The organism is Massilia sp. LXY-6, assembly GCF_051233485.1.
Lineage (GTDB): Bacteria > Pseudomonadota > Gammaproteobacteria > Burkholderiales > Burkholderiaceae_D > Telluria.
Window position 1 is genome coordinate 165,271 of record NZ_JBKFGF010000039.1, and the last position, 24,147, is coordinate 189,417.

Here is a 24,147-nt window from a genome sequence, read left to right on the forward strand (position 1 = left end):
TATCCAATACGCATATAAGCATAATCCTAATTGTTATTGGTCAGGCAATAGCTTGACTGTTAAGCTCGCCCCCCTTCGCGGCCAAGCCACCGCGCAACATATAGAAAGAACAACATGAGCGTCAAACATTCGCGTCCCAATCCTACCCGCGCCCTCCTCGCGCTAAGCCTGATCGCCTCCACCCTGCCCGCCGCGCGCGCCCAGGACGCCGCCCCGGCCAACGCCCAGCCCGCCGCCGGCGAGGTGCAGGCCGTGGTCGTCACCGGCACCCGTTCGCTGAACCGCCGCACCCTCGAGACCGAATCGCCGGTCGACGTCATCTCCAGCAAGGAGCTGCTGAGCACTGGTTCGGGCGAACTGGCCACCGTGCTGTCGCGCCTGCTGCCCTCGATGAACTTCCCGCGCCCGGTCGGCGCCGACGCCAGCGACGCGGTGCGTCCGGCCCAGCTGCGCGGCCTGTCGCCCGACCAGACCCTGGTGCTGGTGAACGGCAAGCGCCGCCACAGCTCGGCCGTGGTCAACGTCAACGGCTCGCTGGGCCGCGGCTCGGCCCCGGTCGACCTGAACGCGATCCCGCTGGCCGCGATCGACCACATCGAAGTGCTGCGCGACGGCGCCGCGGCGCAATACGGTTCCGATGCGATCGCCGGCGTGGTCAACATCATCCTCAAGAAAGGCGCCGACGGCGGCGAGGCCGAAGTCAGCTACGGCCAGTATTCGAAGGGCGACGGCGAGCAGACCACCGTGCGCGGCTCGACCGGTTTCAAGCTGGGCAAGGACGGCTGGGTGCGCGTGGCGGTGGAAGCCGCCAACCGCAACCCGACCAACCGCTCGTTCGCCGACCCGCGTCCCGAGGCCGGCCCGCGCCAGGGCACGATCACCCAGCGCTACGGCGACCCGGACAGCCGTCCGCGCAGCCTGTTCGTCAACAGCCAGGTCCGCGTGAACGACGACATCGACTGGTACGCCTTCGCCAACTACGGCGAGCGCAAGACCTCGTCCGCCGCGACCTGGCGCACCGCCTACACCACGCCGTTCGACAAGAACGCTCCGCACCTGCGCACGGCCCTGTATCCGGAAGGCTTCCTGCCGCTGGAAGACAGCAAGTCCACCGACAGCTCGCTGGTGACCGGCCTGCGCGGCGAACTGGCCGGCTGGCGCTGGGACGCCAGCCTGAACTACGGCCGCAACCGCTTCAGCCTGGACGTCGACAACACCACCAACCTGAGCAAGGACTTCCCGGACCCGGCCCAGACCAGCTTCTACGCCGGCAAGCTGACCAGCACCCAGGAACTGTTCAACCTCGACGTCGCGCGCGACATCCCGGTGGCCTGGATGGCCGGCCCGCTGACCGTGGCGCTGGGCCTTGAAGCACGCTACGAATCCTACGAGATCGGCGCCGGCGAGCCGAACTCCTGGTTTGGCGGCGGCGCCCAGGGCTTCTCCGGCTTCCGTCCCGAAAACGCGGGCAAGAACAGCCGCAACAACCAGTCGCTGTACCTGAACCTGGAAGGCGACATCACGCAGCAGCTGTCCGGCTCCCTGGCCGTGCGCCACGAGCGCTACAGCGACTTCGGCAACACGACCTCGGGCAAGGCCTCGGCACGTTTCGCGTTCACCCCGCAATTCGCGTTGCGCGGCACCTTCTCGAACGGCTTCCGCGCACCCTCGCTGGCGCAGGAAAACTACACCATCACGACCACCAACTTCCTGGTCATCAATAAGTTGAACACGCCGATCGAGACCGGCACCTTCCCTGTCGACAGCCTCGCCGCCCAGGCGCTCGGCGCCCAGCCCCTCAAGCCGGAACGCGCGCGCAACCTGAGCTTCGGGGCGCAGTGGCAGCCGATCCGCAACTGGACCACCACCGTCGACCTGTACCGCATCGACATCGACGACCGCATCGTGTTCTCGTCGAACCTGCAGCTGTCCAGCCCCGCCGGCAAGGACCTGAACGCCGCCCTGCAGCAGCGCGGCATCTTCGTCGGCGCGGCGCGCTACTTCACGAATGCCGTCGATACCCGCACCAAGGGCGTGGACGTGGTCAGCACCTACCACATGAACCTGGCCCAGGGCGCGCGCGCCGATCTCACGCTGGCCTACAACCACAACGACAACGAAGTGCGCCACGTCGCCGCCACCCCGGCCGTGCTGGGCGCCGCCAACCTGGTGCTGGTGGACCGCCAGAGCGTGAACCGCCTGACCGTCGGCTCGCCGAAGGACAAGCTGACGCTGTCCGGCGACTACACGCGCGGCATCTGGAGCGGCCACGCCAACGTGACGCGTTACGGAAAATTCACCGTCCCGCAGAACAACGTGGCATTGGACCAGACCTACGATCCGCAATGGACGCTGGACGTCTCGGGCTCGGTGCGCCTGGCCGGCAACTGGCGCCTGACCGCCGGCGTGGATAACCTGACCAACCGCTATCCGGCCCAGGTGACCTCGAACGGCAACCTGAACGTGAACGGCACCCAGCCCTACAGCATCTGGGCGCCGAACGGCTTCAACGGCCGCTTCATGTACGTGAAGGCCGGCTACAGCTGGTAAGCCGCGTGCGTCGTTCCCGCCGCCGGGGACGACGACTATTTGACCCGCTGCTTCTCCAGCTTGCGCGCGAGCGTGCGCCGGTGCATCCCGAGCCGCCGCGCGGCCTCCGAGATGTTGAAATCGGTCTCGGCCAGCACCGCGTGGATGCGCTCCCACTCCAGGGTCTTGATCGAGGTGGAGCGGTTGGTCAGTTCCAGCTCGGCGCTGCCGGCGACGTGGCCGAAGGCGGCCTCGATGTCGTCGGTATTCGATGGCTTGGCCAGGTACTGGCAGGCGCCCAGCTTGATCGCTTCGACCGCGGTGCCGATGCTGGCGAAGCCGGTCAGCACCACGATCAGCATCTCGGGATCGTGCGCGTGCAGCATCTGCACGCAGGCCAGGCCGGAGCTGTTGCCCTTCAATTTCAGGTCGACCACCGCGTAGCCGGGGCCGTGCTCCTTCAGCAGTTCCTGGGCCTCTTCCAGGCCCGGTGCCAGCAGCACATCGTAGCCGCGCCGTTCGAAGGAGCGGCCGAGGGTGCGCGCGAAGGCGTCGTCGTCCTCGATGATCAGGAGCAGTCGTTCGGAATCAGGCATCGTCGTTTTTCTTCGTTCAGTCCTTGTCCAGCGCGATCGCCTGCAGCGGCAGCGTCAGGCGCACCTCGGCCCCGCCTCCGGGCCGGTTCGCCGCCGACACCGTGCCGCCCAGGGTGCGCGCCACGTTCACCACCAGGAACAGCCCCAGTCCGCCGCCGGGACGGCCCTTGGTCGACTGGTAGGGCTTGCCGAACTGGGTCAGCATGCCGGGGGCGAAGCCCGGGCCGCGATCCAGCACCGACAGCAGCAGCGTGCCGTGCTCCGCGCTCGCTTCCAGCCCGACCCAGTCGGGCGAGGCTTCCAGTGCATTATCCAGCACATTGTCGATCATCTGCTTGAGGGCCGAGTCGAACGCCACCGGCATGTCCTGCTTGATCCGGTTCACGTAGGAGAATTCGCGCACCGGGCGGCTGCCCTGCCACTCCTCGACCAGCTCGTCCATGAAGGTCCGAATGGTGGTGCGCACCGCCGACTCGCCGCGCGCCTCGCCGGCCGACAGCAGGATCCCACTGACGATCGCCTTGCAGCGCTTGAGCTGGGCCTGCATCTCGTCGATCTCTTCGATCAGGTCGGGATTCTGCTTGAATTCGCGCATGCGCTTCCAGTCGCCCAGGATCACCGACAGGGTCGCCAGCGGCGTGCCGAGTTCGTGGGCGGCACCCGAGGCCAGCAGGCCCATGCGCACGATGTGCTCTTCCTCGGCGGCACGCTGACGCAGGTCGGCCAGCTGGGCCGCCTTGCCGCGCAGGGTAGTCGAGATGCGCGAGATGAACACCACCAGCAGCGCGGCGTTCAGCGCAAAGCAGATCAGCATGCCCTGCACGTACAGGCTCGAGATGCCGCGCGCATGGTCGAAAGGCAGCGGCAGCGGCTTGGCGAAAACGGAGAGTCCCGCCAGGCAGGCCAGCGTGATCCCGACGATGGTCCAGGTCGACCAGGCTTCCAGCAGCACCGCCGACAGGATCACCTGCAGCAGGTACAGGAAAGCGAAAGGGTTGGTGGTGCCGCCCGACAGGTAGAGCTGCATCGTCAGGCTGGCGACGTCGACCAGCAAGGCCAGGAACAGTTCGTTGTTGGTGACGGGACGGTGTTCGTGCCAGCGCAGGTGGCTGGCGACGTTGAACGCGATCAGGCAGGCCAGCACCTCGAGCATCTGTACCAGGGGCAGATGCACGTCGAACACCAGGATGGCGCCGGCGATGGTGGTGATCTGGCCGATGACGGCGATCCAGCGCAGCTCGATCAGCTGCAGCATGTTTTTGTGGCCGGCGACGTATTCGACGTCGGCGGCGGAGTTCTTCAGTACCTCAGTCGTCGTTGTCATCGTTCCCTGCATCGGCCTTGCGCGCGGTCCACCACCACGCACCTGCCACCATCAGGGCCAGAGCGTACCAGGTCGCGGCGTACACCAGGTGGCTGTTGTGGAAGCTGACCACCGTAAGGCCGCCCTGCGGCTGGTCCGGTGCGCCGGGCGGGTTCTGGCCGGCGGCGGCGTCGATGAAAAACGGCGCGGTGAGGGAACTCGGGAGGCCGCGCGCCGCCGCGATCTGGGCGACGTCGCGCGAGTACCAGCGGTTCGCAACCGGGTCGTTGGCGCGGGTGAAAGCGCCGCCCTTCTCGCTGATGCGCAGCAGGCCCACCAGCTGGACCGCGCCGCCGGCGACCGTCGCGCAGGGATAGCCTTGGGACTTGCGCGGCTCGTAGCGCGTGCGCGCGCCCGGCTCGGTCGGGATGAAACCGCGGTTGACCAGGATGACGTGGCCGTCGACCGTGCACAGGGGCGTCAGCAGCCAGTAGCCGCTGCCCTGCTCGGTAAGGGCCTGGACCGGGGTCGTGTATTCGTAGAGATAGGTACCGGCGACCTGCACCCGGCGGTATTCGTCGGCGTCGGCGGTGATGCCGGCCCAGCGCGCGCTTGGCGGCGGCGCCACCGGGGCGGCGTGCACGCGCTGTTCGACGCGTGCGATCAGGTCCAGTTTCCATTGCAGGCGGTGGACCTGCCAGGTCCCCAGACCTGCGAAGAGGACGATCAGCAGCAGCGCCAGGGCTGCCGCGGCGAGGCGGACGCCCCGCCCTCGTGGTTCCTGCGCGGCGCCCCGCTCCGGGCCGCCGGCTGCTGCTGAATCGCTTGCTGACATCTACTGCTTACTGCATGTCGTGCATGCCATGCACGGACGATCCATCGTTGTTCATGTTCGGCATCATGTTGGCGTTCATGTGGTACATGACCCAGATCGAGCCGGTCATCACGATGAACAGCAGGATGACGGTCAGGATCATCGCCATCATGTTCCAGCCGCCCTCGGACTTCGAGTTCATGTGCAGGAAGTAGATCATGTGCACGACCAGCTGCACGGCCGCGAAGCCGAGGATCACCGCCTTGGTGGTGCCGGGCGGCAGCTGGTGGGTCATCACCAGCCAGAACGGGATCGCGGTCAGGATCACCGACAGGATGAAGCCGATCGTATAATCCTTGAAGCTGCCGTGGGCTTCCATGTGGTCGTCGTGGTCGACGTGGCCATGGCCGGAATCGTGCCCATGAGCGCCGTGGCCGTGAGCGTGTGCGGTATGGTGATCGCTCATGGCAGAACTCCCATCAGGTAGACAAAGGTGAACACGCCGATCCAGACGACGTCCAGGAAGTGCCAGAACATCGACAGGCAGGCGAGGCGGCGGTAGTTGGCGCCGTTGATGCCGTGCTTACCGACCTGGAACATCAGCGTGATGAGCCAGACGATACCGAAGGTCACGTGCAGGCCGTGGGTACCGACCAGCGAGAAGAACGCGGTCAGGAAGCCCGAGCGCCACGGGCCGAAGCCCTCGTGGATCAGGGTGGCGAATTCCTGCAGTTCCAGGAACAGGAAGCAGGCGCCCAGCACGCCGGTGATGGCCAGCCAGACCTGGGTGCCCTTCACGTTCTTCTTCTGCGCGGCCAGCATGGCGAAGCCATAGGTGATCGACGAGAACAGCAGGAAGGCCGTGTTCAGTGCGACGGTGCCCAGCTCGAAGATCTCGGCGCCCGACGGGCCGCCCGCGTAGTTGCGGCCCAGCACGGCGTAGGTCGCGAACAGGCAGGCGAAGATGAGGGTGTCGCTCATCAGGTAGATCCAGAAACCCAGCAGCGTGCCGTTTTCCGGGTGGTGCTCGACCGCGTAGTAGCGCGAGCTGATGTCGGCGCCGGTGGCGCTGACGGTGTTGGTATTAATGTCAGACATGGGCTTCCAGCAGTCGGGTATGAGCTTCTTCCGTACGCGCCACTTCTTCCGCAGGGATGTAGTAGTCGCGCTTGTAGTTGAACGTGTGGTAGATGGTCACGGCCACCGTCGCGACGAACGACGCGGCGACCAGCAGCCACATATGCCAGATGATGCCGAAACCGAGCGCAAAGGTGATGAACGGGATCACCGGACCGGCCCAGGTGTTCGCCGGCATGTGGATCGGCACGAAGCCGCTCAGCGGGCGCTTGTAGCCGGCCTTCTTCATGTCGGCCCAGGTGTCGTTGTCATGCACGACCGGGGTGAACGCGAAGTTGTAATCCGGCGGCGGCGACGAGGTGGACCATTCCAGGGTACGGCCGTTCCACGGGTCGCCGGTGACGTCGCGCAGCTGCTTGCGGTTCATGACCGACACGGCAACCTGCATCAGCAGGCAGGCGATGCCGGCGGCGATCATCAGGGTGCCGGCCAGCGAGACCTGGAACAGCCAGTGGATCGACGGATCGTCGAAGTGGCTGACACGACGGGTCACGCCCATGAAGCCCAGGATGTACGGCGGGGTGAAGGCGACCCAGAAGCCGATCGACCACAGCCAGAAGGAGCGCACGCCCCAGGTACGGTCCAGCTTGTAGCCGAACATCTTCGGCCACCAGTAGTTCACGCCCGCGAACAGGCCGAACAGCACGCCGCCGATGATCACGTTGTGGAAGTGGGCGATCAGGAACAGCGAGTTGTGCAGCACGAAGTCGGCCGGCGGGACCGCCAGCATCACGCCGGTCATGCCGCCGATGGTGAAGGTGATCATGAAGGACACGGTCCACATCATCGGCAGTTCATAGCGGATGCGGCCCTTGTACATGGTGAACAGCCAGTTGAACAACTTGGCGCCGGTCGGGATCGAGATGATCATCGTGGTGATGCCGAAGAACGAGTTCACGCTCGCGCCCGAACCCATCGTGAAGAAGTGGTGCAGCCACACGAGGTAGGACAGGACCATGATCACGACGGTCGCGTACACCATCGACGTATAGCCGAACAGGCGCTTGTTGCAGAAGGTCGCGACGACTTCCGAGAAGATGCCGAAGGCCGGCAGGATCAGGATGTACACCTCGGGGTGACCCCAGATCCAGATCAGGTTCACGTACATCATGGCGTTGCCGCCCAGCTCATTGGTGAAGAAGTGGGTGTCGAACAGGCGGTCCAGGCCCAGCATCGCCAGGGTGACGGTCAGGATCGGGAAGGCCATCACGATCAGGATGTTGGTGCACAGCGCGGTCCAGGTGAAGACCGGCATCTTCATCAGCTCCATGCCCGGGGCGCGCATCTTGATGATGGTGACCACCAGGTTGATACCCGACAGCAGCGTGCCGACACCGGCGATCTGCAATGACCAGATGTAGTAGTCCACCCCGACGTCAGGGCTGGCCAGGATGCCGGACAGCGGCGGATACGCCAGCCAGCCGGTGCGGGCGAATTCGCCGACGAACAGCGAAGCCATCACCAGCAGCGCGCCCATGGTGGTCATCCAGAACGAGAAGTTGTTCAGGAACGGGAAGGCGACGTCGCGCGCGCCGATCTGCAGCGGCACCACGTAGTTCATCAGGCCCGTCACCAGCGGCATCGCCACGAAGAAGATCATGATCACGCCGTGAGCGGTGAAGACCTGGTCGTAGTGGTGCGGCGGCAGGAAGCCGTGCGAATCGCCGAACGAGAACGCCTGCTGGGCGCGCATCATCAGTGCGTCGGCGAAGCCGCGCAGGAACATGATCAGACCGAGGATCATGTACATGATGCCGATCTTCTTGTGGTCGATGCTGGTGAACCACTCGTTCCAGAGATAGCCCCACAGCTTGAATTTGGTAATGGCGCCGAGGACGACGAGGCCGCCCAGGATCACCATGGCAAAGGTACCGATCAGGATCGGCTCGTGGTAGGGAATCGCTTCCCAGCTGAGCCGACCGAAGATCAACTTCATTAAGTCTAGTTGCTCGTGCATGATTACTTCTTCTTCACAGATTCATCGGGCGTGGTGCAGACTTCGCCGTTGGCCTGGGCCAGGCGGGTCGCGGCCGCGTGTTGGGGCATCCTGCTCATCGCCATCTCCCGCGCCTTACGGGTGTCGTCCATCATCATCTTGTCCTGGCAGACGGCGCCGTCGGCGACGCAGCGGTTCAGGATGCGATAGTAGAGGTCGTCGTCGACGGCCGCCCAGCGGCGCACCGGTTCCTTGATGCTCGGCTTTTCCAGCACCAGGTAGTTGGCCTTGTCGAGCTTGGCGCCACCGGCGGACTTGACCGAAGCAACCCAGGCGTCGAAATCGCCCTGCGGCACGCCGCGGTAGCCGAATTTCATGTCGGAGTAGCCGGCGCCGCTGTAGTTGGACGAGAATCCGACCGATTGCACCGGCTTGTTCTGCACGGCGTTCAGGGCGGTCTCCATGCCCGGCATCGCGTAGATCATGCCGGCCAGTTCAGGAACGTAGAACGCGTTCATGACCGAGGTCGCGCTGATCTTGAACCGCACCGGCACGTCGACCGGGACCACCAGTTCGTTCACGGTGGCGATACCCTGCTCCGGATAGATGAACAGCCATTTCCAGTCCATCGCGATGGCCTGCACCACCAGCGGCTTGGCCGTGGCCGGGATCGGACGGTTCGCGTCGATGCGGTCGAGCGGCCGATACGGGTCCAGCTTGTGCGTGTAGATCCAGGTTACCAGGCCCAGCACGATGATGATCAGCAGGGGCGCGCCCCAGATCACGAGTTCGAGCTTGGTCGAGTGGTCCCAGTCCGGCTCGTACGCGGCGTCGGTATTGCTGGAGCGGTACTTGAAGGCGAACCAGACGACGAGAATCAACACCGGAACGATAATTAACAGCATCAGCACCACCGAGACGGTGATCAGATGCGCCTGCTGCTTGGCGATGTCGCCGGATGGGCTCATCACCACCGTGTTGCAGCCCGCGAGGGCCGCCAGCAGGGAGGTGAGAAGCAATCCACGACTTACGGTCTTAGGAATCATGCTTGTGTTTTTCGTTACATGAGAAAGAGAACATGCTAATGTAACGCCAACGGTGCACGTTTGGCGATTGGACGTTTTGTCCCACCCTTCCGCGCTTTTGTTGTCGACGTTTCATCCTGAAGGGTCCCGGCCCGGTTGTCATAAAGACTAGAGGAGGCGAAATATGCAGCAGAACACTACCACCTACGGCGACGCAGCCGCCGCTCCAATCACCGCCCCGCACAGCGGTGCCCGCAACATCAACTCCCGCGACACCGCCATCTCACCGGGAGACATCGCGGTCGGGGTGGTGATCGGCCGCGCTTCGGAGTACTTCGACTTCTTCGTCTACGCAATCGCGTCGGCCCTGGTGTTCCCGTCGGTGTTCTTCCCGTTCGCGGACCGGCTGGAAGGCACCCTGTATTCGTTTGCCATCTTCGCCCTGGCCTACATCGCCCGGCCGGTCGGCAGCGTCGTCTTCATGTATATCCAGCGCCATTTCAGCCGCGAGATCAAGCTGACCATCGCCCTGTTCCTGCTCGGCACCGCCACCGTCGCGGTGTCCGCCCTGCCCGCCTATTCGCGCTGGGGTGAGTGGGCCATCATTTCGCTCGCCATCCTGCGCCTGGGCCAGGGTTTTGCGCTCGGCGGCACCTGGGACGGGCTGCCTTCGCTGCTGGCGCTGAACGCTCCCGAACACAAGCGCGGATGGTACGCGATGTTGGGACAACTTGGCGCACCGGTCGGATTCATCATCGCGGCCGGCATATTTTCCTACCTGATGGCCGAGCTGTCGCAGGACGATTTCCTGGTCTGGGGCTGGCGCTTTCCCTTCTATGTAGCCTTCGCGATCAACGTGGTCGCGCTGTTCGCGCGCCTGCGCCTGGTCTCCACGCCGGACTACACCCACCTGCTGGACGAGCACCAGCTCGACCCGGTGCCGGTGCGCGAGGTGGTCGGCAAGCAGGGCAGCACCATCGTGCTGGGCGCCCTCGCCGCCCTGGCCAGCTACGCGCTGTTCCACCTGGTGACGGTGTTCCCGCTGTCCTGGATCCAGCTCTACGACACCCGTCCGATGGCCGAATTCCTGCAGGTCCAGATGTGGGGCGGCGGTCTGGCGATCGTTGGGGCGCTGGCCTCGGGCCTCATCGCCGACAAGTTCGGGCGCCGCAACACGCTGGGCACCCTGGCCGCGCTGATCGCCCTGTTCTCCGGCTTCGTGCCGACCCTGATGGACGGCGGCGTCGGCGGCCAGAACACCTTTATCCTGGTCGGCTTCCTGCTGCTCGGCATGTCCTACGGCCAGGCCGCCGGCGCCGTGACCTCGAACTTCCTGCCGGAGTACCGCTATACCGGCGCGGCGCTGACTTCCGACCTGGCCTGGCTGGTCGGCGCCGCCTTCGCCCCGCTGGTCGCACTGGGCCTGGCCGCCAACTATGGCCTCGGCTTCGTCAGCCTCTACCTGCTGTCGGGCGCGCTCGCAACGCTGGCGGCGCTGAGCCTGAACCGCGCGCTGGAGATCCGGAACTGAGCGTAAAGTAGGAAGCAGCAGAGCTTAGGCCCCGGTCGACACCGGGGCTTTTTTTTGGGCGCTGCCGTTTGTACAGCCCGATATAATGGAGCGATCCGGCATGCCGGCGGGCGGCTTCCATGCACAAACGGCTCACCTATGGCTTCACCCTGTTGCTTGCGCTGGCGGCGCTCTGCCTGCCGCCCTGGCTGGCCCTGCGCGAGGCGCGGCGCCAGGCCTTCGATGCCGAAGCGGCCCTCACGCTCGGCTACGCGCACGACGTCCTGCACCGCAGCGACGAGACCAGGCGCCAGGCACTGGCCGGGATCGGCACCCTGGTACGCTCCGGCCAGCCGCCCTGCTCCGAGGGTGCGCGCGAGCTGATGCGCGAGATCGATCTGACCTCCACCTACCTGCAAGCGATCGGCTACGTGCGCAACGGCGAATTGGTGTGCTCTTCGATGACGGGGCCGCCGGTGCCGCTCGGCCCCTTGAGCTTCCGCACTGCGAACGGGATCGGGCTCTACCTCGAGGTGCCGCTCCGGACCACCCACGACCATCCGCTGCTGGCCATGGAGCGCGACGGCTACGCGGTCATGGTCCACCGCGACCTGCCGCTCGACATCTGGAGCAGCGTCCCCGACGTCTCGCTGGCGCTCCTGCACCTGGAGTACCGCCGCACCAGTCTCCTGCACGGGCATTTCGACCCGGCCTGGGCGGACCGCCTGGGCGAGCGCGCCACGGCGACCTTCAGCGACGGCCGCTACCTGGTCACGATGGCGCGCTCGCAGCAATTCATGACCGCCGCCATCGCCGCCATCCCGATCGCCCACCTCGAACAGCGCAGCCGCGAAAACGCCAGGCGGCTGGTGCCCGCCGGCCTGCTGGCCGGCCTGACCGTCGCCGCCGCCGTGCTGCTGCTGGCGCGCCAGCAGATGTCGCTGGTGGCGGCGCTGCGCGCAGGCCTGCGGCGCGGCCAGTTTTTCATGGAGTACCAGCCGCTGGTCGACCTGCACAGCGGCGCCTGCGTCGGCGCGGAGGCGCTGCTGCGCTGGCGCGACGGTGCCGGCGAACTGATCTCGCCCGACCTGTTCATCCCGGTGGCGGAGGCAAACGGCATCGTGGAACGCCTGACCGAACGGGTGCTCGAACTGGTGAGCGCCGACGCCGGTCACTTCCTGGCCAGCCATCCGGGCTTCCACGTGGCGATCAACCTGTCGCCGGCCGACCTGCACTCGACCGCCATCGTCGGCCTGCTCGACCGCTTCATGACGCGCACCGGCGCCCTGCCGTCCAACCTGATCGTCGAGATCACCGAGCGCGGCTTCCTGCACCTCGATTCGGCGCGCGAAGTGATCGAGGCCCTGCACACGCGCGGCATCGAAGTGGCGATCGACGACTTCGGCACCGGCTATTCGAGCCTGTCCTACCTCGAATCGCTGGAACTGGACTTCCTGAAGATCGACCGTTCCTTCATCGAATCGATCGGTACCAGCGCGCCGACCAGCCAGGTGGTCAGCCACATCATCGGCATGGCCCACACGCTACGCCTGCGGATGATCGCCGAAGGGGTCGAGAACCACGAGCAGGCAGCCTTCCTGCGCGTGCGCGGCGTGGACTACGCCCAGGGCTGGCTGTTCGGCAAACCGGGCAGCTTCGAACACGCCGCGAACCTGCACCGCGCCGCCCTCGACAGCCGGGTCCAGTGCCTGCCACGGCCGGCGCCGGCGGCGCGGCCCGAAGGCCCATCGTGAGCCTGTAGCCACCAAGCGACGGAGAATCAACCGAGCGCCGTGTCGAGCACCGTCATCAGGATGAAGCCGAAAATCAGGGCCACGCTGGCCCAGGTACCGTGGCCATGCTGGTGCGATTCCGGCACCACGTCGTTGGCGATCACGAACAGCATCGCGCCCGCGGCGGCGGCCAGGGCGAACGGCAGCAGGCCGGCCGAGATGCCGATCAGGGCCACCCCGGCCACCGCCGCCACCGGTTCGATCAGGCCGGAGGCCACGCCCAGCGCGGTGGACAGCCCGCGTCCGTAGCCCACCGTGCGCAGCGCCAGCGCCACCACCAGGCCCTCGGGCACGTCCTGGATCGAGATGCCGGTGGCCAGCGAATTCGCCTTGCCCAGCTCGACCCCGCCGTAGGCAACGCCGATCGCCAGACCTTCCGGCAGGTTGTGCAGGGCCACGGCCCAGACGAAGAGCCAGGCCCGCTTCATTGAGATTGCACTGAGCGAGTGGGGGTTGCCGGCGTCGGAAGGCCGCAGGATGCCCTCGGTGCTGATCACCCGGTCGAGCACCAGCAGCAGGGCGGCCCCCATCAGCATGCCTGCGCCCACGCTCAGGCTGGCGCCCCAATTGCCGGCGCCGCCGGCCTTGGCCGCGGCCAGCGCCGGGATCACCAGCGAGAAGGAGGTGGCGCCAAGCATCACGCCGGCGCCGAAACCGAGGAAGCAGTCGTAGGTCCGCTTCGAAAAATTCTGTGACAGCAGCACGGGAAGGGTGCCGAGCGCGGTCGCGGCGGCGGCCGTGCCGCCGCCCAGCAGCGCGGCACGCATGTTCGGCGAGGCCCCGAGCAGCTGCCTGGCCAGGCCGGAGAGCAGCACGAAGCAGCCCAGGCCGCAGATCAGGAACCCGAACGCCTTGCGCGCGGGGTAGCGCGCGGGGTGGGACGACAATGCGGCCGCAGGCCGGGCTTTCTGCACTCGCGTATCCATGCAATTCCTTGGAGTTCGATGACGACAGGCGCCGCGCAGCGGTCGGCTGCGCGGCGCCGGCGTTCAGGTGGCGTGCACGCGGGGGCTTACTTGCCCTTGCCCTGCACCGTCTTGCCGTCGGCCATGGTCTGGTTGCCCATGCCCAGCTCCGCGCCGGTCGGCGGGTCGACCGCCGGATTCGACTTGGTACGCTCGGTCAGCGCCCTCAGGATGTCGATATCCTTGGCCGGCAGCTTGACCTCGGCCTCGCCGCTGCCGCCGTCGACCGCCGCCTGCTTCTCGCGGTCGCTGACGAAGTCCCATTGATCACCCTGGTTCCAGGAACCGCGCATCTCGCCCGGACCCTGCGACATATTGAAATAGGTGTCGGCGAAGCGTGGGTCGCCCGGCAGTTTCCCCGGAGGGAAGTTCGGTTCCATCGAGTACAGCGCCTTTTCGAAGGATTTCTGGTGCGCGATCTCGCGCGTCATCAGGAAGCCCAGCGCCTCCTTCACGCCCGGGTCGTCGGTGCAGGCGATCAGGCGCTCGTAGACGATCTTGGCGCGCGCCTCGGCCGCGATATTCGACCGCAGGTCGGCGCTCGGCTCGCCGATCGTGTCGATGTAGGCCGCGGTCCAGGGCACGCCGGCGGAGTTGATCAGCGGGGTACCCGCGCCGTACAGGATCTGGGTCACGTGGCTGTCGTTGCCGGCGCCGTTGATCTTGCGGTACATCTCGGCGGCGCTGCTGGCGGCTTCGGCCAGCTCGCCCTTGGCGCTCTTGTTGAGCATCGCGACGATGTGGCCGATGATCTCCAGGTGGCTGAGTTCCTCGGTGGCGATGTCGAACAGCATGTCCTTGCGCCCCGGATCGTCCTCGCTCACGGCCTGGGTGAAGTAGCGCATGGCGGCGGCCAGCTCGCCCTGCGGGCCGCCGAACTGCTCCAGCATAAGATTAGCCAGGCCCGGATTCGGCTCACTGACGCGCACCGTGTACTGCAAACGTTTATTGTGTGCAAACATTCCGTTTCCTCCGTAAGAGTGAATACTGTGCCGCTCGCCCTGTTGTGCGATCGACTATGACGCATGATCGCAGGCTTGAAGTGACCAGTAATCAGAGAGGCCGCCGTGTCTGTGTAGGACGCAAAGCGACAACCTGTTGATGTAAACCAATAGCAATGTAATAATGCAATGTAGACCACCAATAGACTAAAACTATCGAGGCGATAGAAATCATGACAGCCCAGCACAGCCTGCGCGACGCCATCCCGGCCGACGCCGCCGCCATCGCGGCTATCTATAACCATTATGTCGCGGCCACCCCGGTCTCGATGGAGACCGATCCGGTCATGCCCGGCGAGATGGCGCAACGCATCGCCCAGGTCCAGGACGCCGCCCTGCCCTGGCTGGTACTGGAAGAGGACGGCCGGGTACTCGGCTACGCCTATGCCGGCAAGTGGCGGGCCCGCCCGGGCTACCGCCACGCGGTCGAGTCCAGCGTCTACCTCGACGCGGGCGAGCGCGGGCGCGGCCTAGGCGCCATCCTCTACCGTGCCCTGCTGGCGCGCCTGCACGGCCGTTTCCATACCGTGATCGGCGGCATCGCCCTGCCGAACGCGGCCAGCATCGCGCTGCACGAACGGCTCGGATTCCGCCAGGTCGCCTGCTTCCCGGAAGTCGGCCACAAGTTCGGGGCCTGGATCGACGTCGGCTACTGGCAACTGACCCTGCCCTAGCGGCCGGCCGATTGCCGGCCTGGACGGGCCGGACCGTGGGGTCCGCGCTGACAAGTGCTTGCGCCGCACTCCTACGCGGCGGGCATGGCGCGCGCTCTAACATGCATCCATCCCACGACATGACGAACATTCAAGCGAGGAGAAGATGATGTTTTCTCTGAAAAAACTAAGCCCGTCCATCACCGACATGATCCGCTTCGATCACTCGCACGTGATGATGACCTTCCACCAGTACACCCGCGACAAGCGCCCCAGCGTCAAGAAGGCGCTCGCCGAAACCATTTGCGACGCCCTGGAAATCCACGCCACGCTGGAAGAGGAAATCTTCTACCCGGTGATGCGCCCGCGCGCCGCCAACCAGAAAGTGATGGAGAAGAGCGAGCCGGAGCACATGGAAATGCGCCGCCTCATCCAGGAACTGCGCAACACCGACCCGCGCGACACCCGCCACGACGAACTGGTGTTTGAACTGATGCGCGACGTCGTGCACCACGTCGCCGACGAGGAAACCGTGCTGCTGCCGGAAGCCGAGCAGACCTTGAGCCGCGACCGCCTGTCCGAACTGGGCAGCGAGATGACCAAGCGCCGCCTGCAACTGGTGACGCCGAAGGCCGGCAAGATCGCCAGGAACACCGCCGTCGGCTTCTCCGGCAGCACCGCCGCCATCGTCATGGGGGTGGCCGGCGCCTTGTTCGCGGCGCGCGCCTTTACCAAAAAGCCGGCCTGAGCGGCCCCGCCACCTGCGCCCCCCCGGCACGCGGCGCACCCGCGCGTGCCAACGCCCGCCGCCCCGTTTCCGCGGCGGCGGGCACCCTTACCCGTTCAGCCTGACGTCACGGCTCAGCATGTCTTCGAGTCCCTGCTGCGACAGCGCCGGGCTGAAGTAATACCCCTGCATCTGGTCGCAATCGTGGTCGCGCAGGAACACCAGCTGCTCGCGCGTCTCGACGCCTTCCGCGATCACTTTCAGCTTGAGGCTGTGGCCGAGGGCGATGATGGCGCGCGTGATCACCGCGTGGCCGTTCCTGCCGACCCCGCCGAGGAAGGAGCGGTCGATCTTGATGTGATCGACCGGAAATGCCTGCAGCTGGCTCAGGCTCGAATAGCCGGTGCCGAAATCGTCGATCGACAGGCACACGCCGAGCAGTTTCAGGCGCCCCAGCACCTCCCTGGCCTCCTCGGGACGGTCCATCAGCAGGCTCTCCGTCACCTCCAGTTCCAGGCAACAGGGCGCCACGTTATGCCTGTGCAAGCTCTCGCCCAGGCGCTCGACGAACTGGCGCTGGCGCAACTGGCGCAGTGACAGGTTCACGGAAATCACGAAATCCTTGATCCCCAGCGCCTGCAGGGAGCGCAGCGCGCCGCAGGCTTCGTCGATCACCCATTCGCCCAGCGGCACGATCAGCCCGGTCTGCTCGGCCACGGGGATGAAGCTGTCCGGTCCCATCAGGCCGTGCTCGGGGTGGTTCCAGCGCAGCAGCGCCTCGGCTCCCACCATGCGGCCGCTGCGCAGGTCGACTTTTGGCTGGTAGCCCAGCACCATTTCGCGGTTGCCGATCGCGCGCCCCAGGCTGGCCTCGCGCAGCAGGTGCTTGTGCACCAAACGGTTCAGTTCGCTCGAGTAGAACTGGCAGTTGTTCTTGCCCAGGCTCTTGGCGTGGTACATGGCGGCATCGGCGGCGCGCATCACCTTGTCGACCGTGCTGCCGTCGCGCGGGAACAGGGCCACGCCGATGCTGGTGCCGGGCACGACCTCGGTGCCGTCGGCAATCACCGGGGTGGCGATGCTGCGGCGGATGCGCTCGACCAGGTCAGCCACCTGCTCCGGCGTCCCCTGGTCGTTGATCACCAGCACGAACTCGTCGCCGCCGACCCGCGCCACGGTGTCTTCCTCGCGCATGTTGGCGCGCAGGCGCGCGGCGGTCTCGCGCAAGACGATGTCGCCGACCTCGTGGCCGAGGTTGTCGTTGATGTGCTTGAAATTGTCGAGGTCGAGGAAAGCCAGCGCCCCGATCATGCGATTGCGCGCCGCGAACTGGATCGCCTGCTTGAGCCGCTCCTGCAGCAGGGTGCGGTTGGCCAGGCCGGTCAGCGGATCATGGTGCGCCAGGTGGTGCAGGCGCCGTTCGTAGTGGCGGGCCTCGGTGACGTCGTTGATGACGGCGACGAAGTGCGTGACCTCGCCGTCGGCATTGCGCACCGGGTCGATGCGCAGGTCGTTCCAGAACAGCTGGCCGTTCTTGCGCACGTTGCGCAGCACCACGCGCACGCTTTCGCGGCGGTCGATGGCTTCGCGGATGCGCTTCTGCTCTTCGACGTCGCAACCCTCGATGCGCATGAAGCGCGGATCGAGTCCCTTGATTTCGGACAGCGTGTAGCCGGTGATGCGTTCGAAGGCTGGATTGACGTACTCGATGCGGTTTTCCTTGCCTTCGCAGCAGGTGATGACGATCGCGTTCACGCTCGCGTAGATGGCCCGTTCGCGCACCTTGAGGACGTGCTCGGCCTGCTTGCGGGAGGTGATGTCGAGGCCGGTGCCGAACACGCAGGGCAGGCTGCCGAGGCTGGTGCGCGCGCACTGGAACAGGAAGCTGGTGCGCCTGCCGTGCTTGCCGATCAGCTCCGCCTCGTGGACGGAGGTGCCGTATTCGAAGGCGTCCAGTATCTTCTGGACGATGTGGGCGCGCTCGGATTGCTCGAAGAAGAACTTGACCTCGACGGTCGGCAGCTCTTCGCTCGCCATCTGCAGCGCTTCCTCGAGCTGGTGGTTCCACAGCAGCAGGCGGCCGCTCTGGTCGATGACGTAGAAGACGCAGGGCAGTCCTTCGATGATCTCGTTCACCGGCAAGTCCTGGATCAGCGAATAGCGCGACGGCGCGGTGGCGCCGCGCGGCACCACGATGACGCTGTAGTTGCCCGGCTGCTCCGGATCGAGCGACTGCGGCGCCACCGTGACCCGCACCGGCACGCGCCGGCCGTCGGCACAGATCAGGCTGCCATTGCTCTCGATGTCCACCCGCGCCTGGATCGATGCCTCCTTGCCGGCGGCGTCGTCGAATGCGATCAGGTCGCCGAGGGTGCGGCCGTGCATCTCGGCGGCGGTGTAGCCGGCCAGCTTTTCGCAGGCCCGGTTCCAGCTCATGATCGCGCCGCGCGCATCTGCGACGAAGACCGCAAGCGGCAATGGCGAGAGGTTCAAGAGGTCCTCCTGGTCTGGACGAGCCGGAAGGCCAATCATACGCCGCCGCTGCGCCGTCGGCGCGCGATTCAGCAGGCGGTTCGGCGCTAGCGTCCGATCCAGTCCAGCAGGTGCGGCACCAGCCAGGGCGCCAGGATTGCCGTCAGCACGCCGTTCAGTCCCATCCCCAGGCCGGCGTAGGCGCCCATCTCCGGGCTGACCTGGAAGGCGCGCGCGGTGCCGATGCCGTGCGCCGCGACGCCCAGCGCCAGGCCGCGCGCGGCGTGCGACTCGACGCGCAGGGCGGTCAGCAGGGAGCGCCCGGTGATGGCGCCGAACACACCGGTGCAGATCACCAGCACCGCGGTCAGCGCGGGGATGCCGCCCAGGTGTTCCGATACCGCCATCGCGATCGGCGAGGTGGCGGACTTCGGCGCGATCGTGCGCGCCAGCTCGGGCGAGGCGCCGAGCAGCAGCGCGACCCCGACCGAGCTCACGATCGCCGTGACGCAGCCGCACAGCAGCGCGCAGGCCAGCGGCAGCAGGCTGCGGCGCAGGCGCGGCACCTGGCGCGCCAGCGGCAGCGCCAGCGCCACCGTGGCGGGACCGAGCAGGAAGTGCACGAACTGGGCCCCGGCAAAATAACGCTGGTAGGACATGCCGCTGGCCACCAGAATCAGGCTGAGGATGGCGACCGAGATCGCCACCGGATTGGCCAGCGGCGAAAAGCCGCAGCGTTCGAACACCCAGTACGCGAACACGTAGGCGCACAGGGTCAGCGTCAGGCCCAGCAGCGGGGAGGCCGACAGGTAGACCCAGAAGTGGCTGATTTCTTCAAAATTAAACACTGCCGTCCTCCTGGCCCGGCGCCGGCCGGCGCGGCGTCATGGCCTGCAGCACCAGCGCCGTCACGGCCATCGTGGCCAGCGTGCTGACGATGACCGAGGCAAAAATCGCCAGCCACTGGCCGCTGCCGCTCGAGGCGGCGACCACGATGCCGACCCCGGCGGGCACGAACAGCAGGGACAGGTGGCGCAGCAGCTCGTTGGCGCCCGCCTCCACCACCTCCTGCAGGCGGGGGACGGCAAGCAAGGCGGCCAAGAGCAGCAACATGCCGGTCACGGGACCGGGCACCGGCCAGCCGAACAGGAACACCAGGCCTTCGCCCAGGCATTGGAATACCAGCAGAACGGCAAATGCGGTCAGCAACTTCTTCTCCGGAACGTGGGAACCCGGGAGAATAGCAGCTTCCGGCTGACTGTGCGCGTAGGAGGCGTCAAGCCGTCGTTCCCGCAGCGGCGGGAACCCAGGTTGCCGGCCTGATCGAAACGCACGCAGAACTGAGGTTCCCGCCTGCGCGGGAACGACGGTCTCATGCGGCGGTTTTCAGCGCCCCACGCTTGAGCTGGTCGCGCTCCATCGACTCGAACAGGGCCTTGAAGTTGCCCTCGCCGAAGCCTTCGTCGCCCTTGCGCTGGATGAATTCGAAGAACACCGGGCCGAGCTGGTTTTCCGAGAAGATCTGCAGCAGCAGGCGCTTGCTCTTCTGCTCGCCTTCGCCCTCGACTTTTCCATCGACCAGCAGGCCGCGCGCCTTCAGGGCGCCGACGGCTTCGCCGTGGCCCGGCAGGCGCCCTTCCAGCATCTCGTAATAGGTTTCCGGCGGCGCCGCCATCAGCGGGATGCCGGCGGCGCGCAGGCCGTCGACGGTGGCGAAGATGTCGTCGGTCAGCAGGGCGATATGCTGGATGCCTTCACCGTTGAAGCGCAGCAGGAATTCCTCGATCTGGCCGCCGCCGCTCTGGCTTTCTTCATTCAAGGGAATCCGGATCTTGCCGTCCGGCGCGGTCATCGCCTTCGAGGTCAGGCCGGTGTACTCGCCCTGGATGTCGAAGTAGCGGATCTCGCGGAAGTTGAACAGCTTCTCGTAGAAGCCGGCCCAGTAGGCCATGCGGCCGCGGTAGACGTTGTGGGTCAGGTGGTCGATGATCCGCAGGCCGTGGCCCTTCGGATTGCGGGGGGCGCCGTCGATGAATTCGAAGTCGATGTCATAGATCGACTTGCCGACCGTTTCCCCATCGTCGAAACGGTCGATCAGGTACAGCGGCGCGCCGCCGATGCCCTTGATGGCCGGCAGCCGCAGCTCCATCGGGCCGGTCGGGATTTCCATCGGGATGGCACCCAGTTCCAGCGCGCGCGCATAGGCCTTGTGCGAATCCTTGACGCGGAACGCCATGCCGCAGGCCGACGGGCCGTGCTCGGCGGCGAAATAGGCGGCCGCGCTCTTCGGCTCGTTGTTGACGATGAAGTTGATCTCGCCCTGGCGGTACAGCACCACGTCCTTCGAGCGGTGCACGGCCACCCTGGTGAAGCCCAGCTTCTCGAAGATGGGTTCGAGCAGGCCCGGCGTGGGCGAAGCGAATTCCACGAACTCGAAGCCCATCAGGCCCATCGGATTCTCAAACAGGTCAGCCATTGTCTTATCCTCTATCTCGTTTGGTTATGTGCTACTCGGAGAACACGTCCGCAATCAGCCCGCGCAGCCACTGGATGCCGGGATCGTGGTTGAAGCGCCGGTGCCAGAAGACGTTGGTCTGCAAGGTCGGCAGCTGCAGCGGCGGTTCGATCCACTTCAATCCGAATGGTGCCGCTGCGCTCTCTGCAAGCTTCTGCGGCACCGTCACCACCAGGTCCGCGCTGGCGACGATGTAGGGCACCGCGGTGAAATGCGGCACCCGGAACCGGGCCTGGGCCGTGACCCCGGCCTTGTCGAGCAGCGCGTTGATCCGGTCGTAGGGGCTCTGGGCCGCGTCCACGATCAGGTGCGTCGCCTGCACGAAGCGCGCCAGGTCCACGCTGCCGGTCCCCAGCGGATGCCCCTTGCGGAACATGCTCACGAAGGGCTGCCGGAACAGCTGGCGCTGGTACAGGGCTTCCGACACCTCCTCGAAGGCGCCGATCGCCAGGTCCACCCTGCCCGTCTCCATGTCGTCCTTCAGGCTCAACGGGTTCGCGCGCCGCGATGCGATCTCCACGCCCGGCGCCAGCGCCCGGCAGCGTTCGATCAGCACCGGCATGAAGTAGACCTCGCCGACGTCGGTCATGGCCAGCGTGAAGCGGCGCAGGCTGGTGCTTGGCTCGAAACGGCTGCGCTGGCTCAGCGCCAGCGCGACCTGGGCCATCGCGGCGCCGATCGGCTCGGCCATCTGCTGCGCCAGCGGGGTCGGCTGCATGCCGTGCGCGGTGCGCACGAACAATTCGTCGCCGAAAGTACGGCGCAGGCGCGCCAGCGCATTGCTGACGGCGGACTGGGTCAGGCCGAGGCGCCGCGCCGCGCCGGAAATCTGGCGTTCACGGTAGACCTCCTGGAACACGGACAACAGGTTCAGGTCGATGCTAGACGGTTCGATCATGCGCTCGATAGTGTTATTGATGGCGTAAATAGTCTACATTTTTATATTCACCTCGTAAAATCGTCTTTCCTCCTCTAGAGTGACGAAAACAGCACCTCACATCTGCCACGATCCTTCCAGGAGATTTTCTTGACCCACGGATACATGAGCGGCTTCGGCAACGAATTCGCCACCGAAGCCCTGCCCGGCGCCCTGCCGGCGCACCGCAACTCGCCGCAGCGGGTGGCCTACGGCCTGTACGCCGAGCAGATCTCCGGCACCGCCTTCACCGCCCCGCGGGGCCACAACCGCCGTTCCTGGCTGTACCGGATCCGTCCGGCGGCGATGCACGGCGCCTTCGCCCCCATCGAACAGAGCCGCATCGCCGCCGGCTTCGAGCGCCTGGCACCCTCGCCGAATCAGATGCGCTGGAGCCCGCTGCCGATTCCCGACGCGCCCACCGACTTCATCGACGGCTGGGTGACCATGGCCGGCAACGGCTCGCCAGGCGCGATGGCCGGCTGCGCGATCCACCTGTACGCCGCCAACCGTCCGATGACGGGCCGCTATTTCTATTCCGCCGACGGCGAGCTGCTGGTCGTGCCGCAGCAGGGCCGGCTGGCGATCGCGACCGAACTTGGCCTGCTGGAGGTCGAGCCGCAGCAGATCGCCGTGATCCCGCGTGGCGTGCGCTTTGCGGTCGACCTGCCCGACGGCGCCGCCCGCGGCTATATCTGCGAGAACTTCGGCGCCCTGCTGCGCCTGCCGGACCTGGGCCCGATCGGCTCGAACGGCCTGGCCAATCCGCGCGATTTCCTGAGCCCGGTGGCGCGCTACGAAGACGTCGAAGGCGAGTTCGAACTGCTGGCGAAGTTCGGCGGCCGCCTGTGGTCCGCCCCGATCGCGCACTCGCCGCTGGACGTGGTGGCCTGGCACGGCAACTATGCGCCCTATAAATACGACCTGCGCTACTTCAACACCATCGGCTCGATCAGCTACGACCACCCGGACCCGTCGATCTTCCTGGTGCTGCACGCGCCCACCAGCGTGCCGGGCGTGGACGACCTCGATTTCGTGATCTTCCCGCCGCGCTGGCTCGCCGCCGAAGACACTTTCCGCCCGCCCTGGTTCCACCGCAACGTGGCCAGCGAATTCATGGGCCTGATCCACGGCGCCTACGACGCCAAGGCCGAGGGCTTCGTGCCGGGCGGCGCCAGCCTGCACAACTGCATGAGCGGCCACGGCCCGGACGCCGCCACCTTCGACAAGGCCAGCAGCGCCGACACCCGCAAGCCGCACAAGGTGAGCGACACGATGGCCTTCATGTTCGAGACCCGCACCCCGATCGCCGCCACACCGTACGCGCTGGATTCGCCGCAATTGCAGGCCAACTACCAGGACTGCTGGGCCGGCATCGGCAAGCACTTCGACCCGCGGCGGCCTTGATGGCGTTCCTGTCGCCTACGGCCTGCTCGAAGTGGGGAAAGGCCAGGCTGCAGGGGCGACCACGGTTTTCAGCCGTCCTGATTTACTTTTTCCCTTCCCGCGCGGTTCGGCAGCTTTTGGCGGCGTCTTCTTTTCCCCGGTGGGCCTGGATCCGGTGGGAAAAGGCCATGCTGTGGCTGGGACGGCGATTTTGGACGTTACCGCTTTCCGTGTTTTCGCTTGCTTGTTATTTACAAGAAGATTCGCGCGGGAGCCGCTCTTTCCTTCGAGTGCCTGCAGCAGTCGAGCCCAATGATGCGCCCCGCTACACGCCTCCGATTTCACAGCTAGGCTCGATTCTGTCGAGCAGTGCTTTGATCCACTCGCCCCGGGCGCGCTTGCGTCGCCATACCGCTTTCTCGGTCCGGTCTACACCATGCACCTGAAAGACATTCTTTGCCAAGTCGACCCCGACACGGATAAGCTTCATGACGGACTCCTTGTTCCTAAACCGGTAGTGTGGAAACTCCAGTTTGGTACTTACGTGCCCTCAGGGAGAGGAGGTCCATCCCATTGCTTTGGGTCGACAGCTGCCGGTCGTGACAACCAGTGAACTTTCCACTTGGACAAGGTGCTGTGCTGGCACGAACGGCCGGGTTCGGCTAGGAACGGGCATTGAACCTTCATGACAATTTGCGGGTTTTCTCTGCTTACGTACTGCTAGACTGGCGGATTCATTGTGGGAAAAAGAACATGAAATCAAACCTTAAAGCGGCATCCCTACTATTTTCGCTGACTGTCATCGCAAGCAGTTCCCTTGTTTTTGCTCAGGCCGCATCAGCCCCGCTTATCAAGAAAACCACCGCTAC

The 24,147-nt window shown here is 65.8% G+C and carries 21 protein-coding genes; 6 read left to right on the forward strand and 15 right to left on the reverse strand.

What is annotated here, in order from left to right; genetic code table 11:
• The first annotated feature begins 114 nt into the window (after positions 1-114).
• A complete protein-coding gene (locus tag ACI48D_RS17675; protein WP_435572553.1) occupies positions 115-2,550 on the forward strand; it encodes a TonB-dependent receptor plug domain-containing protein in 2,436 nt (811 codons plus the stop codon).
• A gap of 35 nt (positions 2,551-2,585) precedes the next feature.
• Here ACI48D_RS17675 and ACI48D_RS17680 read toward each other — a convergent pair whose 3' ends face one another.
• The 7 genes from ACI48D_RS17680 to cyoA are packed head-to-tail and all read right to left on the reverse strand — an operon-like array spanning position 2,586 to position 9,361.
• Positions 2,586-3,125: a response regulator transcription factor gene (locus tag ACI48D_RS17680; protein WP_435572554.1), complete on the reverse strand. Its 540-nt coding sequence runs from the start codon at positions 3,123-3,125 to the stop codon at positions 2,586-2,588.
• Between the two features lie 16 nt (positions 3,126-3,141).
• Positions 3,142-4,449: an ATP-binding protein gene (locus ACI48D_RS17685; protein ID WP_435572555.1), complete on the reverse strand. Its 1,308-nt coding sequence runs from the start codon at positions 4,447-4,449 to the stop codon at positions 3,142-3,144.
• Positions 4,433-5,263: an SURF1 family protein gene (locus ACI48D_RS17690; RefSeq protein WP_435572556.1), complete on the reverse strand. Its 831-nt coding sequence runs from the start codon at positions 5,261-5,263 to the stop codon at positions 4,433-4,435. Before ACI48D_RS17690 ends, ACI48D_RS17685 begins: the two co-directional genes overlap by 17 nt.
• Positions 5,264-5,270: 7 nt before the next feature.
• Positions 5,271-5,708 (reverse strand): cytochrome o ubiquinol oxidase subunit IV, encoded by a 438-nt coding sequence (cyoD, locus tag ACI48D_RS17695; RefSeq protein ID WP_435572557.1) that lies wholly within the window; start codon positions 5,706-5,708, stop codon positions 5,271-5,273.
• Positions 5,705-6,340: a cytochrome o ubiquinol oxidase subunit III gene (cyoC, locus tag ACI48D_RS17700; RefSeq protein ID WP_435572558.1), complete on the reverse strand. Its 636-nt coding sequence runs from the start codon at positions 6,338-6,340 to the stop codon at positions 5,705-5,707. The genes cyoD and cyoC overlap by 4 nt, the downstream gene beginning before the upstream one ends.
• Positions 6,333-8,336 carry a cytochrome o ubiquinol oxidase subunit I gene (gene cyoB, locus ACI48D_RS17705; RefSeq protein ID WP_435572559.1) on the reverse strand — a complete coding sequence of 668 codons (2,004 nt, stop codon included), beginning with the start codon at positions 8,334-8,336 and terminating at the stop codon, positions 6,333-6,335. Before cyoB ends, cyoC begins: the two co-directional genes overlap by 8 nt.
• 2 nt (positions 8,337-8,338) lie before the next feature.
• Positions 8,339-9,361 carry a ubiquinol oxidase subunit II gene (cyoA, locus tag ACI48D_RS17710; RefSeq protein ID WP_435572560.1) on the reverse strand — a complete coding sequence of 341 codons (1,023 nt, stop codon included), beginning with the start codon at positions 9,359-9,361 and terminating at the stop codon, positions 8,339-8,341.
• A 163-nt stretch (positions 9,362-9,524) separates the two neighbouring features.
• On the opposite strand from cyoA, the gene ACI48D_RS17715 reads away from it, so the two are divergent.
• Together ACI48D_RS17715 and ACI48D_RS17720 are read left to right on the forward strand one after the other, a co-directional pair.
• A complete protein-coding gene (locus tag ACI48D_RS17715) occupies positions 9,525-10,871 on the forward strand; it encodes an MFS transporter (RefSeq protein WP_435572561.1) in 1,347 nt (448 codons plus the stop codon).
• A gap of 119 nt (positions 10,872-10,990) precedes the next feature.
• On the forward strand, positions 10,991-12,604 hold the full coding sequence (locus ACI48D_RS17720) for an EAL domain-containing protein (protein WP_435572562.1): 1,614 nt from the start codon (positions 10,991-10,993) through the stop codon (positions 12,602-12,604).
• Between the two features lie 26 nt (positions 12,605-12,630).
• On the opposite strand, the gene ACI48D_RS17725 is transcribed toward ACI48D_RS17720, so the two are convergent.
• Positions 12,631-13,569: a ZIP family metal transporter gene (locus ACI48D_RS17725; RefSeq protein WP_435572563.1), complete on the reverse strand. Its 939-nt coding sequence runs from the start codon at positions 13,567-13,569 to the stop codon at positions 12,631-12,633.
• Positions 13,570-13,655: 86 nt separating this feature from the next.
• On the reverse strand, positions 13,656-14,570 hold the full coding sequence (locus ACI48D_RS17730; protein ID WP_435572564.1) for a manganese catalase family protein: 915 nt from the start codon (positions 14,568-14,570) through the stop codon (positions 13,656-13,658).
• Between the two features lie 212 nt (positions 14,571-14,782).
• Here ACI48D_RS17730 and ACI48D_RS17735 point away from each other — a divergent pair, with 212 nt between their 5' ends.
• Complete coding sequence (locus ACI48D_RS17735; protein WP_435572565.1) at positions 14,783-15,283, forward strand: arsinothricin resistance N-acetyltransferase ArsN1 family B; 501 nt, start codon at positions 14,783-14,785, stop codon at positions 15,281-15,283.
• Positions 15,284-15,431: 148 nt separating this feature from the next.
• Positions 15,432-16,010, forward strand: coding sequence for a hemerythrin domain-containing protein (locus ACI48D_RS17740; RefSeq protein ID WP_435572566.1), 579 nt, complete (start codon positions 15,432-15,434; stop codon positions 16,008-16,010).
• Positions 16,011-16,097: 87 nt separating this feature from the next.
• Here ACI48D_RS17740 and ACI48D_RS17745 read toward each other — a convergent pair whose 3' ends face one another.
• The 5 genes from ACI48D_RS17745 to ACI48D_RS17765 all read right to left on the reverse strand — a co-directional run bounded on the left by ACI48D_RS17745 (position 16,098) and on the right by ACI48D_RS17765 (position 21,874).
• Positions 16,098-18,482 (reverse strand): sensor domain-containing protein, encoded by a 2,385-nt coding sequence (locus ACI48D_RS17745; protein ID WP_435572567.1) that lies wholly within the window; start codon positions 18,480-18,482, stop codon positions 16,098-16,100.
• A gap of 86 nt (positions 18,483-18,568) precedes the next feature.
• Positions 18,569-19,309, reverse strand: a complete 741-nt coding sequence (locus tag ACI48D_RS17750; protein ID WP_435572568.1) for an LrgB family protein — start codon at positions 19,307-19,309, stop codon at positions 18,569-18,571.
• The gene (locus ACI48D_RS17755) at positions 19,302-19,670 is read right to left on the reverse strand and encodes a CidA/LrgA family protein (protein ID WP_435572569.1); all 369 of its coding nucleotides are present in this window, start codon (positions 19,668-19,670) and stop codon (positions 19,302-19,304) included. Before ACI48D_RS17755 ends, ACI48D_RS17750 begins: the two co-directional genes overlap by 8 nt.
• Before the next feature lie 163 nt (positions 19,671-19,833).
• Positions 19,834-20,937 carry a 4-hydroxyphenylpyruvate dioxygenase gene (gene hppD, locus ACI48D_RS17760; RefSeq protein ID WP_435572570.1) on the reverse strand — a complete coding sequence of 368 codons (1,104 nt, stop codon included), beginning with the start codon at positions 20,935-20,937 and terminating at the stop codon, positions 19,834-19,836.
• Between the two features lie 31 nt (positions 20,938-20,968).
• Positions 20,969-21,874 carry a LysR family transcriptional regulator gene (locus tag ACI48D_RS17765; protein ID WP_435572571.1) on the reverse strand — a complete coding sequence of 302 codons (906 nt, stop codon included), beginning with the start codon at positions 21,872-21,874 and terminating at the stop codon, positions 20,969-20,971.
• A gap of 144 nt (positions 21,875-22,018) precedes the next feature.
• Between ACI48D_RS17765 and hmgA the strand changes: the two genes are divergently transcribed.
• The gene (gene hmgA / locus ACI48D_RS17770; protein WP_435572591.1) at positions 22,019-23,299 is read left to right on the forward strand and encodes a homogentisate 1,2-dioxygenase; all 1,281 of its coding nucleotides are present in this window, start codon (positions 22,019-22,021) and stop codon (positions 23,297-23,299) included.
• Between the two features lie 304 nt (positions 23,300-23,603).
• Here hmgA and ACI48D_RS17775 read toward each other — a convergent pair whose 3' ends face one another.
• Positions 23,604-23,768, reverse strand: a complete 165-nt coding sequence (locus tag ACI48D_RS17775) for a hypothetical protein (protein WP_435572572.1) — start codon at positions 23,766-23,768, stop codon at positions 23,604-23,606.
• Positions 23,769-24,147: the final 379 nt, after the last annotated feature.